The sequence below is a fragment of the Pseudomonas sp. MWU349 genome, from assembly GCF_017947325.1.
GTDB classification, from domain to species: domain Bacteria; phylum Pseudomonadota; class Gammaproteobacteria; order Pseudomonadales; family Pseudomonadaceae; genus Aquipseudomonas; species Aquipseudomonas protegens.
In genome coordinates, this window is record NZ_JAFEVP010000001.1 from 855,370 (window position 1) to 868,746 (window position 13,377).

Annotated in this window: 11 protein-coding genes; 3 read left to right on the forward strand and 8 right to left on the reverse strand. The window is 64.3% G+C overall.

Annotation, left to right across the window (positions count from 1 at the left end):
• Positions 1–53: 53 nt before the first annotated feature.
• The 3 genes from KCG88_RS03770 (at position 54) to KCG88_RS03780 (ending at position 2,537) form a co-directional block, all read left to right on the forward strand.
• On the forward strand, positions 54–311 hold the full coding sequence (locus KCG88_RS03770; RefSeq protein WP_210711781.1) for a transmembrane sensor/regulator PpyR: 258 nt from the start codon (positions 54–56) through the stop codon (positions 309–311).
• The gene (locus tag KCG88_RS03775; protein WP_210711782.1) at positions 298–1,470 is read left to right on the forward strand and encodes an NnrS family protein; all 1,173 of its coding nucleotides are present in this window, start codon (positions 298–300) and stop codon (positions 1,468–1,470) included. The genes KCG88_RS03770 and KCG88_RS03775 overlap by 14 nt, the downstream gene beginning before the upstream one ends.
• A gap of 98 nt (positions 1,471–1,568) precedes the next feature.
• A complete protein-coding gene (locus KCG88_RS03780; protein ID WP_047336975.1) occupies positions 1,569–2,537 on the forward strand; it encodes a sensor domain-containing diguanylate cyclase in 969 nt (322 codons plus the stop codon).
• Between the two features lie 63 nt (positions 2,538–2,600).
• Here the strand turns inward: KCG88_RS03780 and KCG88_RS03785 are convergent, their stop codons facing one another.
• The 8 genes from KCG88_RS03785 to KCG88_RS03820 form a co-directional block, all read right to left on the reverse strand.
• Entirely contained in the window at positions 2,601–3,476 is an 876-nt protein-coding gene (locus tag KCG88_RS03785; protein ID WP_210711783.1) for a hypothetical protein, read from the reverse strand.
• 70 nt (positions 3,477–3,546) lie between these two features.
• Positions 3,547–4,341, reverse strand: a complete 795-nt coding sequence (gene fabI / locus KCG88_RS03790; protein ID WP_015635823.1) for an enoyl-ACP reductase FabI — start codon at positions 4,339–4,341, stop codon at positions 3,547–3,549.
• Positions 4,342–4,363: 22 nt separating this feature from the next.
• Positions 4,364–5,974: an ABC transporter ATP-binding protein gene (locus KCG88_RS03795; RefSeq protein ID WP_210711784.1), complete on the reverse strand. Its 1,611-nt coding sequence runs from the start codon at positions 5,972–5,974 to the stop codon at positions 4,364–4,366.
• A gap of 1 nt (position 5,975) precedes the next feature.
• Positions 5,976–6,995 (reverse strand): ABC transporter permease, encoded by a 1,020-nt coding sequence (locus tag KCG88_RS03800; RefSeq protein WP_210711785.1) that lies wholly within the window; start codon positions 6,993–6,995, stop codon positions 5,976–5,978.
• 1 nt (position 6,996) lies between these two features.
• Positions 6,997–8,070, reverse strand: coding sequence for a microcin C ABC transporter permease YejB (locus tag KCG88_RS03805; RefSeq protein ID WP_011061585.1), 1,074 nt, complete (start codon positions 8,068–8,070; stop codon positions 6,997–6,999).
• A gap of 2 nt (positions 8,071–8,072) precedes the next feature.
• Complete coding sequence (locus KCG88_RS03810) at positions 8,073–9,926, reverse strand: extracellular solute-binding protein (protein ID WP_047287004.1); 1,854 nt, start codon at positions 9,924–9,926, stop codon at positions 8,073–8,075.
• The gene (locus tag KCG88_RS03815; protein WP_047287001.1) at positions 9,923–11,752 is read right to left on the reverse strand and encodes an extracellular solute-binding protein; all 1,830 of its coding nucleotides are present in this window, start codon (positions 11,750–11,752) and stop codon (positions 9,923–9,925) included. Before KCG88_RS03815 ends, KCG88_RS03810 begins: the two co-directional genes overlap by 4 nt.
• Positions 11,753–11,923: 171 nt before the next feature.
• Positions 11,924–13,351 carry a LysM peptidoglycan-binding domain-containing protein gene (locus tag KCG88_RS03820; protein ID WP_047286999.1) on the reverse strand — a complete coding sequence of 476 codons (1,428 nt, stop codon included), beginning with the start codon at positions 13,349–13,351 and terminating at the stop codon, positions 11,924–11,926.
• Positions 13,352–13,377 lie beyond the last annotated feature (26 nt).

Sequence of the window (13,377 nt, forward strand, 5' to 3'; positions counted from 1 at the left end):
GCATGAAACGTGAAGGGCCAGTCATGCCATTGTGTGCTAGAGGAGTTGTCGAAATGCGCCGTTACTTCGATTCGCCACTGCAGGTACTGCACCTGTCCAATGCGCTGCTGTGGTCGGGCAGCCTGCTGCTGGGCCTGGGGGTGTACGCCGCCTACGTCCATTCCGGCCATTTGCCTATCGCCACCCTGGTGCTGATGCACAGCCTGGTGATGATCGGGCCGACCCTGTTGAAGATCGGTTACGTCCTGCGCCTGCTGGCCCAGCGGCGCATGGCCCAGTGCCAGGGGAGGGCTGCCTGTGTCTTTGCCTGAAGCCTGGCACCGCTGGACCGGCCAGCCTCTCTGGAGCCTGGGGTTCCGTCCGTTCTTCCTCGCCGGCGCCGGCTTCGCCTGCCTTGCCCTGGTGCTGTGGGGGCTGTGGCTGCATGGTGCGCTGGCGGGCCTGCAACCGGTGGCCGGGATGCTGGCCTGGCACCGTCACGAAATGCTCTTCGGCTTTGCCGTGGCGATCGTTGCCGGCTTCCTGCTGACGGCGGTGGCCAACTGGACCGGCCGCCCGGGCCTGAGCCGTACGCCGTTGCTGTTGCTGTGGCTGCTGTGGCTGGCGGGGCGCCTGGCCTGGTGGCTGCCGCTGCCGGGCCCGCTGTTCGTTGTGGTGCAACTGGCGTTCATGCCGTTGCTGGCGGCGGTGATCGGGCGCGAGCTGGGGTGCGCCGGCAAGCGTGAGAACTACCCCATGGTCCTGGTACTGGGGCTGCTGGCGCTGTTTCAGGGGCTGACCCTGTGGGGCCTGTTGGAACACCAGGACAGCTGGCAGCGGCGCGGCGAACTGGGCGCCTTGTGGCTGGTGGCGACCCTGATGACGGTGATCGGCGGCCGGGTGATTCCCTTCTTCATCCAGCGCGGGCTGCAACTGGGCCCCCAGGCGCCGACATCGCCCTGGCCGACCCGGGTGTTGCTGGTGGGCAGCCTGCTGGCCGCGTTGTCCATGGCCCTGGGCGGCGGTGACGCTCCCCGCGGGTGGCTGGCGCCGCTGTTCGCCCTGCTGGCGGGGCTGCAAGGCTGGCGCTTGTGGCGCTGGCACCGGCCGGGGCTGTGGCGGGTGCCGCTGCTCTGGTCGCTGTACCTGGCCTACGGGTGGCTGGCCCTGGCAACCCTGGGCATGGCCCTCTGGCACCTGGGCTGGTCGATACCCCAGAGCCTGGTGACCCATGCCCTGGCGGTGGGTGGCCTGGGCGGGCTGGTGCTGGGCATGGTGGCGCGGGTCAGCCTCGGCCACAGTGGCCGGCCCCTGCAGGCTTCGCGAGCCATGGCCGGTGGCTTTGCGCTGCTGTTCCTGGCGGCCCTGTGCCGGGTCCTGCTGGTGCCGTTCAGCAGCCTGGGGCTGGGCCTTTCAGCGCTGCTGGCGGGCCTGGCGTTTGCCGTGTTCGTGGCTGGCTACGGGAGGATTCTGTTGACCCCCCGGTTGTGAGGGCCGCCTGCCCACTGGCTCCTGCCGCGCCGCTTTAGATGATAAGCCGTCGTTATTCTGGACTACGCTTGGAATCTTAGCCGCGAATGGAGTCAGCGATGTTGTATCCCAGCAAACCCAACAATGAGGCCTTGAGAATCCAGACCCTGCGGGAGCTGAATGTGCTCGATACCTCACCGGAGGAGCGTTTCGACCGCCTTACCCGGCTGGCCAAGCGTCTGTTCAACGTGCCCATTGCCCTGGTCAGCCTGGTGGATGCCGACCGGCAATGGTTCAAGTCCTGCGTAGGGCTCGACGTCAGCGAAACCTCGCGGGACATTTCCTTCTGCGGCCACGCGATCCTCGGCGACCAGATCCTCACCGTGCCCGACGCCGGCCTGGACGAACGCTTCCACGACAACCCGCTGGTGGTAGGGGCCCCGGGCATCCGCTTCTATGCCGGTTGCCCGCTGACGGTGACCAATGGCAGCAAGCTCGGCACTCTGTGCCTGATCGACATCAAGCCCCGCGACCTGGACGACGAGGACCGGGCATTGCTACGGGACCTGGCGCGCATGGCCGAGCAGGAACTGGCGGCGGTGCAGATGGCCAGCATGGACGAGCTGACCCTGCTGTCCAATCGCCGCGGCTTCGAGGCCCTGGCCCGGCATGCCCTGGGGGTATGCAAGCGCCTGGAAAAACCGGCGACCCTGCTGTTCTTCGACCTCAACGACTTCAAGCAGATCAATGACACCTACGGCCATGCCGAAGGCGACGGTGCCCTGAAGACCTTCGCCGACGTGCTGCGCATCGCCTTTCGCGAGAGCGACGTGATCGGCCGCCTGGGGGGCGATGAATTCGTGGCCCTGCTGACCGCTGCCGACCATGTCGAGACTTCGGCGATCATGGTGCGTCTGCGGGAGATTCTCGATGAGCGCAATGCCACCTTGAAGCGGGGTTATGACATCCGCTTCAGCGTCGGCCAGATCGAATACGACGCCGAACGCCATCCCGACATCGAGGCGTTGCTGGCGGACGCCGACAAGGCCATGTACCTGCACAAGCAGGCGAGCAAGCGGGCTCGCTGAGGGTTACTGCCGCCAAGCCCTGCCCGGTGACGCGGGGCAGGGAAGGGCGTCAGTGGCAGGGCGCTATTGGCCGCGCTCCATCAGCGGTGGGCTATAGCTTTCCTCGATGTCGACCCCGGCCGCCCTGGCCCGGCTTTCAACTTCTGAGCGACGTTGCAGCCGTTCTTTCAAATGCGCAGGGAACAGGGTTCTCCATTGGGCTCTTTGTGGCTCTGCAAAGTCGCGGGTCCAGAACGTGTCCAGGGACATCAGGTTCAGGCTAATCAAGTAGACAGCGTTTTGCAGGGGGGCGCTTTTCGAGTCGTAGCGCAGGGCTCGGACATGCGCAATGTAGTTGCCGTGATAGAGATACCAGTCATAGAACATGTTGTTGCCCAGCCACTGCTCAAGGCTCATCTCATGGTTGGCATCGAACAGCGGGTGGCTGAGTGGCTGGGTACCCAGGAGGCTTTCCTTCCAGTCCAGCTTGTGCAACTCGCCAGCGGCTATTCGGGGGTCGGAAGGGAAGTAGTATTTTTGCCATCCAGCGTTCTTCAACGTCCTGAGAAGGTTATAGACAAGCGCCTTGTTGGCCTTGTGAGTGCTGTTGTCCGGCAGCCCGCGAAGGTCGATGTTCAATTCCTGGATGGTGTTTGAGGTCTTGCCATCAACGGCAATCAGCAGCCCGGCCACCTGATCCAGTTCAAGCGTGCCCTCGGGCTGGGCCAGGCTCAGGTGAAGGAGTGCTCCCTGACGATCCGCCTCATACCAACATAGGTTGACCGCATCCAGGCAGTCGGCGGTAAAGCTCACCGGGCTCTTTTCCAGGAACTCGGCAACCGGTGTGCCCAAGGGGATGTGCAGGCGTGCGACGCTGCTCCGGGTTTTATTCGAGGCGGTATCTTGGGTGTTGTCGCAGCCGGCTAGAAAAAGCACGAGCAACAGATAGCACAGCTTCATGTTCGGCCTTTCCAATGAGCAGGAAGGGGCGGTGTGGCGAGGGCGCAAGCCCCCTCGCCACCGACGCAGATCACTCGTCGAGGTTGCCCATGGCGGTGGTGTTGAAACCGCCGTCCACGTACATGATCTCGCCGCTGATGCCCGAGGCCAGGTCCGAGCAGAGGAAGGCGCCGGCGTTGCCGACTTCTTCGATGGTGACGTTGCGCCGCAGCGGGGTTTGCGCCTCGTTGGCCGCCAGCATCTTGCGGAAGTTCTTGATCCCTGAGGCCGCCAGGGTGCGGATCGGCCCGGCGGAAACGGCGTTGACCCGAGTGCCTTCCGGGCCCAGGGAGCCGGCCAGGTAGCGCACGCCGGCTTCCAGGGAGGCCTTGGCCATGCCCATCACGTTGTAGTTGGGCATGGTGCGTTCGGCGCCCAGGTAGGACAGGGTCAGCAGGCTGCCGTTGCGGCCCTTCATCATTTCCCGACCGGCCTTGGCCAGGGCCACAAAGCTGTAGGCGCTGATGTCGTGGGCGATGCGAAAGCCCTCGCGGGTGGTGGCATCGGTGAAGTCGCCTTCGAGCTGGTCGCCAGGGGCGAAGCCCACGGAGTGGACGATGCAGTCCAGGCCGTCCCATTTCTTGCCCAGTGCGGTGAAGACCTGGGCGATCTGCTCGTCACTGGCCACATCGCAAGGGAAGCACAGCTCGGCGCTGGAGCCCCAGCCGGCGGCGAACTCCTCGACCCGACCCTTGAGTTTTTCATTCTGATAGGTGAAGGCCAGCTCGGCACCTTCACGGTGCATGGCGGCGGCAATGCCGGAGGCGATCGACAGCTTGCTGGCGACACCGACGATCAGGACACGCTTCCCAGCGAGAAAACCCATAGATTGCTACTCCTGTTGCAGGTTATTCGGCGCTTGCCGGAGCCAGGAAGGCGGCTTCCAGCAATTGCCGTGTGTAGGGATGTTGTGGGACGGCGAAGATACTGTGTGCGTCACCCTGTTCCACCACCTGGCCGTGCTTGATCACCATCAACTGGTGGCTCAGGGCCTTGACCACCGCCAGGTCATGGCTGATGAACAGGTAGGTCAGGTTGTACTTGCGTTGCAGGTTGCGCAGCAGCTCCACCACCTGGCGCTGCACCGTGCGGTCCAGGGCCGAGGTCGGCTCGTCCAGCAGGATCAGCCGCGGCTTGAGCACCAGGGCCCGGGCGATGGCGATGCGCTGGCGCTGCCCGCCGGAAAACTCATGGGGGTAGCGGTGCCGCGTGTCCGGGTCCAGGCCGACCTCCTTGAGGGCTGCGATGATGGCCTGTTCCTGCTCCTGTTCACTGCCTATCTTGTGGATGCGCAGGCCCTCGCCGACGATCTGGCTCACGCTCATGCGCGGGCTGAGGCTGCCGAAAGGGTCCTGGAACACCACCTGCATTTCCCGCCGCAGCGGCCGAACCTGCTGCTGGGTCAGGCTGTCCAGTTGCTGGCCCTCGAAGCGAATGCCGCCCTGGCTGGCAATCAGGCGCAGGATCGCCAGGCCCAGGGTCGACTTGCCCGAGCCGCTTTCACCAACGATGCCCAGGGTCTGGCCCTGGGGCAGGCTGAAGTGGATGCCGTCCACTGCCTTGACGTGATCCACGGTGCTGCGCAGCAGGCCTTTCTTGATCGGGAACCAGACCTTGAGGTTGTTAACCTCCAGCAGCGGCGGGCCAATCTCGTTGGCCGCCGGCAGGCCGCTGGGCTCTGCTGCCAGCAGTTCCCGGGTGTAGGGATGCTGCGGCGCGCGGAACAGATCTTCGCAGGATGACTGTTCGACGATGCAGCCCTTCTGCATGACACAGACCCGGTGGGCAATGCGCCGCACCAGGTTCAGGTCGTGGCTGATCAGCAGCAGGGCCATGCCCAGGCGCGCCTGCAGCTCCTTGAGCAGTTCGAGGATTTTCAACTGCACGGTGACGTCCAGGGCCGTGGTGGGCTCGTCGGCGATCAGCAGCTCCGGCTCGTTGGCCAGGGCCATGGCGATCATCACCCGTTGCCGCTGGCCGCCGGACAGTTCGTGGGGCAGGGCCTTGAGGCGCTTGTGCGGTTCGGGGATGCCCACCAGCTCCAGCAGCTCCAGGGTGCGCCGGGTGGCGACCTTGCCGGTCAGGCCCTTGTGGATGCCCAGCACTTCGTTGATCTGCTTTCCGATGGAGTGCAGCGGGTTCAGCGAGGTCATGGGCTCCTGGAAGATCATCGCGATGCGGTTGCCGCGGATATGGCGGATGGTCTTCTCTTTCAGGGTCAGCAGGTCGTGCCCGGCATACTGGATGGTGCCGCTGGGGTGGTGCGCCAGAGGGTAGGGCAGCAGCCGCAGGATGGAGTGGGCGGTGACCGATTTGCCCGAGCCGCTTTCGCCCACCAGGGCCAGGGTCTCGCCGCGCTTGATGTCGAAGCTGACGCCTTGCACCACCCGCTGGCGGTGCTCGCCGGTGACGAACTCCACCGCCAGGTCGCGGACTTCGATCAGGTTGTCCTGGGTCATGTCATTTCCTCGGGTCGAAGGCATCGCGGGCGGATTCGCCGATGAACACCAGCAGGCTGAGCATGATCGCCAGCACGGCGAAGGCGCTGATGCCCAGCCAGGGTGCCTGCAGGTTGGACTTGCCCTGGGCCACCAGCTCGCCGAGGGATGGCGCCCCCGGCGGCAGGCCGAAACCGAGGAAGTCCAGGGCGGTGAGGGTGCCGATGGCGCCGGTGAGGATAAAGGGCATGAAGGTCATGGTGGAGACCATGGCGTTGGGCAGGATATGGCGGAACATGATGGCGCCGTTCTGCATGCCCAGGGCCCGGGCCGCGCGCACGTATTCCAGGTTGCGCCCGCGCAGGAACTCGGCCCGCACCACGTCCACCAGGCTCATCCAGGAGAACAGCAGCATGATCCCCAGCAGCCACCAGAAGTTGGGCTGCACGAAGCTGGCGAGGATGATCAGCAGGTAGAGCACCGGCAGCCCGGACCAGATCTCCAGGAAGCGCTGGCCCACCAGGTCCACCCAGCCGCCGTAGAAGCCCTGCAGGGCGCCGGCGATGACGCCGATGATGGAACTGAGAATGGTCAGGGTCAGGGCGAACAGCACCGACACCCGGAACCCGTAGATGACCCGGGCCAGCACGTCGCGGCCCTGGTCGTCGGTGCCCAGCAGGTTGTCCGCCGAGGGCGGCGCCGGGGCCGGCACCCGCAGGTCGTAGTTGATGCTCTGGTAGCTGAAGGGGATCGGCGCCCAGAGTATCCAGGCATCCTTCTGCGCCAGCAGTTCGCGGATGTAGGGGCTCTTGTAGTTGGCTTCCAGGGGGAATTCGCCGCCGAAGGTGGTTTCCGGGTAGCGCTTGAGGGCCGGGAAGTACCAGCCACCCTCGTAGTGCACCACCAGCGGCTTGTCGTTGGCGATCAGCTCGGCGCCCAGGCTGAGGACGAACAGCACCAGGAACAGCCACAGCGACCACCAGCCGCGCTTGTTGGCCTTGAAGCGCTCGAAGCGCCGGCGATTGAGGGGGGACAGGTTCATCTCAATGCTCCCGGCTGTCGAAGTCGATACGAGGGTCGACCAGGGTGTAGGTCAGGTCGCCGATCAGTTTCACCACCAGCCCCAGCAGGGTGAAGATGAACAGGGTGCCGAACACCACCGGATAGTCGCGGTTGATCGCTGCCTCGAAGCTCATCAGGCCCAGGCCGTCGAGGGAGAAGATCACTTCCACCAGCAGGGAGCCGGTGAAGAAGATGCCGATGAAGGCCGAGGGGAAGCCGGCGATCACCAGCAGCATGGCGTTGCGGAACACATGGCCGTAGAGCACCCGACGCTGGGTCAGGCCCTTGGCCTTGGCGGTGACCACGTACTGCTTGTTGATCTCGTCGAGGAAGCTGTTCTTGGTCAGCAGGGTCATGGTGGCGAAGTGGCCGATCACCAGGGCGGTGACCGGCAGCGCCAGGTGCCAGAAGTAGTCGAGGATCTTGCCGCCCCAGCTCAACTGGTCGAAGTCGTTGGAGGTCAGGCCGCGCAGGGGGAACCAGTTGAAATAGCTGCCGCCTGCGAACACCACGATCAGCAGGATGGCGAACAGGAAGGCCGGGATCGCGTAGCCGACGATGATCGCCGAGCTGGTCCAGACATCGAAGTGGCTGCCGTGGCGGGTGGCCTTGGCGATCCCCAGGGGGATCGACACCAGGTACATGATCAGGGTGCTCCACAACCCGAGGGAGATGGACACCGGCATCTTTTCCTTGATCAGGTCCACCACCTTGGCGTCACGGAAGAAGCTGTTGCCGAAATCCAGGGTGGCGTAGTTCTTGATCATGATCCACAAGCGTTCCGGCGCCGACTTGTCGAAGCCGTACATGTGCTCGATTTCCTTGATCAGCGCCGGGTCCAGGCCCTGGGCGCCGCGGTAGCTGGAACCTGCCACCGAGACTTCGGCGCCGCCGCCGGCGATGCGGCTGGTGGCGCCGTCGAAGCCTTCGAGCTTGGCGATCATCTGCTCCACCGGGCCGCCGGGTGCGGCCTGGATGATCACGAAGTTGATCAGCAGGATGCCCAGCAGCGTGGGGATGATCAGCAGCAGGCGGCGAAAGATATAGGCCAGCATGGTCAGTACACCGCTTCGGCCGGGGCCGCCTGGTTGTCCGGGGTCGGTTCTACGGCCGGCTTGGCGCCGGGCTTGATCCACCAGGTGTTGACGCCGATGTCGTACTTGGGCGCGACCTCGGGGTGGCCGATGTGGTCCCAGTAGGCCACGCGCCAGGTCTTGATGTGCCAGTTGGGAATCACGTAGTAGCCCCATTGCAGGACCCGGTCCAGGGCCTTGGCGTGGGCCACCAGGCTGGCGCGGGAATCGGCGTTGATCAGGCTTTCCACCAGGCTGTCGATGGCCGGGTCCTTGAGGCCGATGTAGTTGCGGCTGCCGGGCTTGTCGGCGCTGGAGGACATCCAGAATTCGCGTTGCTCGTTACCCGGGGAGTTGGACTGGGGAAAGCTGCCGACGATCATGTCGAAGTCCCGCGAGCGCACCCGGGTGATGTACTGGGACACGTCGACCCGGCGGATCACCAGGTCGATGCCCAGGTCGGCCAGGTTGCGCTTGAACGGCAGCAGTACGCGCTCGAACTCGGTTTGGGCCAGCAGGAACTCGATCACCACCGGCTTGCCCTGGGCGTCGACCATCTTGTCGTCGACGATGCGCCAGCCGGCTTCCTGCAACAGCTGGTAGGCCTGGCGCTGCTGGGCGCGGATCATCCCGCTGCCGTCGCACACCGAAGGGGAGAAGGCCTGGTCGAATACCTGCGGGGGGATCTTGCCCCGCAGCGGTTCGAGAATCGCCAGCTCCTCGGGCCCCGGCAGGCCGGTGGCGGCCATTTCCGAGTTCTCGAAGTAGCTGCGGGTGCGGGTGTAGGCACCGTTGAACAGCTGTTTGTTGCTCCATTCGAAATCCAGCAGCAGGCTCAGCGCGTGACGCACTCGCACGTCCTGGAACATCGGCCGGCGGGTGTTGAAGACAAAACCCTGCATGCCGGTGGGGTTGCCGTTGGCGATCTGCTCCTTGATCAGGCGGCCCTGGGCCACGGCCGGAATGTTGTAGGCGTTGGCCCAGTTCTTCGCGCTCATTTCCAGCCAGTAGTCGAACTGGCCGGCCTTGAGCGCTTCCAGGGCCACGGTGTTGTCACGGTAGTAGTCGCTGGTGATCACGTCGAAATTGTAGAAGCCGCGGTTGACCGGCAGGTCCTTGGCCCAATAGTCCTTGACCCGCTCGTAGCGGATCGAGCGCCCGGCCTTGACCTCGGTGACCTTGTAAGGGCCACTGCCCAGGGGAATCTCCAGGTTGCTCTTGGCAAAGTCGCGGCTTTGCCACCAGTGCTTGGGCAGGATCGTCAGCTGGCCGAGGATCAGCGGCAGCTCGCGGTTGTTGGTGTGCTTGAACTTGAACAGCACCCGCTGCGGGTCTTCGGCGATCACCTGATCGACATCGGCGTAGTAGCCGCGGTAGAGCGGCGAGCCGGCGCTCACCAGGGTCTGGAAGCTGAACACCACGTCTTCGGCGTGGATCGGTTGGCCGTCGTTGAAACGCGCTTCGGGGCGCAGATAAAAGCGCACCCAGCTGTTGTCCGGGGCCTTCTCGATCTTGCTGGCCACCAGGCCGTACTCGGTGAACGGCTCATCCAGGCTCTGGGTCATCAGGGTGTCGTAGACCAGGCCGATGTTCAGCTCCGGCACGCCCTTGCTGATGAACGGGTTGAGGCTGTCGAAGCTGCCGAAGCCGGCCATGCGGAAGGTGCCGCCCTTGGGCGCGTCGGGGTTGACGAAGTCGAAGTGCTGGAAGTTCGCCGGGTATTTCGGCGCTTCGTTGTACAGGGTCACGGCGTGTTGCGGCGCAGCCTGGGCACAGCAGGCGATGGCGCTGAACAACAGGCCGCTGGTGCTCAGGAGCAGGGCACGCAGGGGCATCATTGGGCGTTCTCCATGGACTTCAGCCACCAGGCGCCAAGGCCCAGGGTATAGGGCGGCGTGGTGACGAAGGCGAACCGGTTACGGTAGGCCAGGCGGTGATAGTTGAGGTACCAGTTGGGAATCATGTAGTGCTGCCACAGCAGCACCCGGTCCAGGGCCCGGCCCGCGGCCAGTTGGTCGTCGCGGGTCTGGGCGGCCAGCAGCTGTTCCAGCAGGTGGTCGACCACCGGGTTGTTGATGCCTGCGTAGTTCTTGCTGCCCTTGACCGAGACCTGGCTGGAGTGGAAGTACTGCCATTGCTCCAGGCCCGGGCTCAGGGTCTGGTTGAGGGTCATGAGGATCATGTCGTAGTCGAACTGGTCCAGGCGCTGCTTGTATTGCGCCCGGTCCACGGTGCGCAGGCGGGCGTCGATGCCGATGCTCGCCAGGTTTTCCACGTAGGGCTGGAGAATCCGTTCCAGGTTGGGGTTGACCAGCATCAGTTCGAAGCGCAGCGGCTGCCCGGCACTGTTCTGCAGGCGCTGGCCATTGAGCTTCCAGCCCGCCTCGCCGAGCAGCCCCAGGGCCTTGCGCAGGGTATCCCGCGGGATGCCGCGGCCGTCGGTGCGCGGCAGGCTGAAGGCCTGGCTGAACAGGCTGGCGGGCAATTGCTCGCGGTAGGGCGAGAGCAGCAGCCATTCATGGCCCTGTGGCACGCCGGTGGCGGAGAACTCGCTGTTGGGGTAGTAGCTCAGGGCGCGCTGGTAGGCGCCGCTGAACAGGGTGCGGTTGGTCCACTCGAAGTCGAACATCATGCCCAGCGCCTCGCGCACCCGCACGTCGGCGAAAGTGGCGCGGCGGGTGTTCATGAACAGGCCCTGGGTCTGGGTCGGGATCTGATGCGCCACCTGGGCCTTGATCACCTCACCGCGGTTGACCGCCGGGAAGTCGTAGCCGTTGGCCCAGTTCTTGGCCTGGTGCTCGATATAGATGTCGAACTCGCCGGCCTTGAAGGCTTCGAAGGCTACGTCGCTGTCCCGGTAGAACTCCACTTCGACCCGGTCGAAGTTGTTGAAGCCGCGGTTGACTGGCAGGTCCTTGCCCCAGTAGTCCTTGACCCGTTCGAACACCAGCTGGCGCCCGGGCTGTACCTGGGTGATGCGATACGGCCCGCTGCCCAGGGGCGGGGTGAAGGTGGTGGCCTTGAAGTCGCGATCCTTCCAGTAATGCTGGGGCAGCACCGGCAGCTCGCCCAGGCGCAGGATCAGCAAGGGGTTGCCGGCACGCTTGAACACGAAGCGGATGCGCTGCGGGCCGAGGATATCCACCCGCTGCACTTCTTGCAGGTTGGTGCGGTATTGCGGGTGGCCTTCCTTGAGCAACAGGCGATAGGAGAACGCTACATCGTAGGCGGTGATCGGCTTGCCATCGTGAAAGCGCGCTTCGGGGCGCAGGTTGAACACCACCCAGCTGCGGTCCTCGGCGTATTCCACCGAGCGGGCGATCAGGCCGTAGCTGGACGTCGGCTCATCACCGGACGGCGCATACAGGCCGGTGCCCACCATCAAGGGTTCGTTGAGCTCGTTGACCCCGTATTGCAGGAAGTTCGGCGTGGCGACCGGGCTGGTGCCCTTGAAGGTGTAGGGGTTGAGGGTGTCGAAGGTGCCAAAGGCCATGACCCGCAAGGTGCCGCCTTTGGGCGCAGCAGGGTTGACCCAATCGAAGTGGGTGAACTTTGCCGGGTATTTGAGCGTGCCAAACTGCGCGTAACCGTGACTTTCGGTGATCGTCGCGCTTGCGGGAAAGCTCAAGGCCAGGCTGATGAAGAGCAGGAGCAGGGGACGCATCGAGACAGAGATCCGATCCAGGCGGCTTGGGCTTTGTGCTCCGTACAGTAACAGCTTGTATCAGCAGGAAAAAGCTCGCTGGCGCGCGCTTCGTGCAATTGAAATTTCCTGTAGGAGCCGGCTTGCCGGCAAAGGCTGTTCGCCGGCAAGCCGGCTCCTACAGGGGAGATTTCAGTGCGGCAGGTACACCGTCAGCATCTGGCCGGGCTTGAGGGCCTGGGCCGCGCGCGGGTTCCAGCGCTTGAGGTGCTGCATCTCGACATTGAAGCGCTTGGCCACCATGTACAGCGAGTCGCCCTGCTTGACCTTGTACTGAGTCGACTTCTTCTTGTTGCTGGCCAGGCTGGTTTTCTTGCTGGCCACCTTGCGGGTGTCCTGCATCACCAGAGTCTGGCCGACCTTGAGGTTCTTGCCGCTGAGCTTGTTCCAGCGCTGCAGGTCCTGGACGTCAACCTTGTTGGCCTTGGCAATGAGGGTCAGGTTGTCGCCATTCTTGACCCGGTAGATGCGCTTGGCCCGCAGCGAATCACGCCCTTCGTCGCGGTCGAAGACCGGTTTGAGGGAGCGCTTGCTGATCAGTTCTTCGGGTTTCATGGTGGACAGGCTGGTGGTCAGCAACTGTGCCTTGGAAGTCGGCACCAGCAGGTGCTGGGGCCCGTCGATGGTGGTGCGCTGTTTGAACGCCGGATTGAGCTGGAACAGCTCGTCCTCGTCGATGTTGGCCACCGCCGCGACCTTGGAGAGGTCCATGCGCTGGTTGATCTCCACCACCTGGAAGTAGGGTTCGTTGGCGATCGGGTTGAGGTTCACGCCGTAGGCCTGCGGGGCCAGTACCACCTGGGACAGGGCCAGCAGCTTGGGCACATAGGCCTGGGTCTCGGCCGGCAGTGGCAGGTTCCAGTAGTCGGTGGGCAGGCCGAGCTTGTCGTTGCGCTCGATGGCCCGGCTCACCGTGCCTTCACCGGCGTTGTAGGCGGCCAGTGCCAGCAGCCAGTCACCGTTGAACATGTCGTGCAGGCGAGTCAGGTAGTCCAGGGCCGCAGTGGTGGAGGCGGTGATGTCGCGGCGGCCATCGTAGAAGCGGGTCTGGCGCAGGTTGAAGTAGCGCCCGGTGGCCGGGACGAACTGCCACAACCCCACCGCATCGGCCCGGGAATAGGCCAGGGGGTTGTAGGCGCTTTCGATGACCGGCAGCAGGGCCAGTTCCAGCGGCATGTTGCGTTCTTCGAGACGCTCGACGATGTAGTGGATATAAAGGCTGCCGCGCTCGCCGGCATTTTCCAGGAAGGAAGGGTTGCTGGCGAACCACAGGCGCTGCTGTTCAATACGCGGGTTGACGCCCAGGCCTTCTTGCAACTGGAACCCTTGGCGCATGCGTTCCCAGACGTCCTGGGGGACTTGCGGGCTGGGCTGGTTGCTCAGCCAGATGGGTTTCTGCTTGATGCGGGCGTTGAAATTCTGTGTGTGTGTCGCGTCGCTCTGCGGGGCATGGCCGGTGCTTTGGCAGCCCGCAAGAGTCGCTGACACAGCTACCGCGATGGCCTGGGCCAAGCGCGTCAATGCGTCTGAACTGATGGAATAACGAATAGATGACGACATTGGCTGGAAGTAAGTTCCGGGCAAAA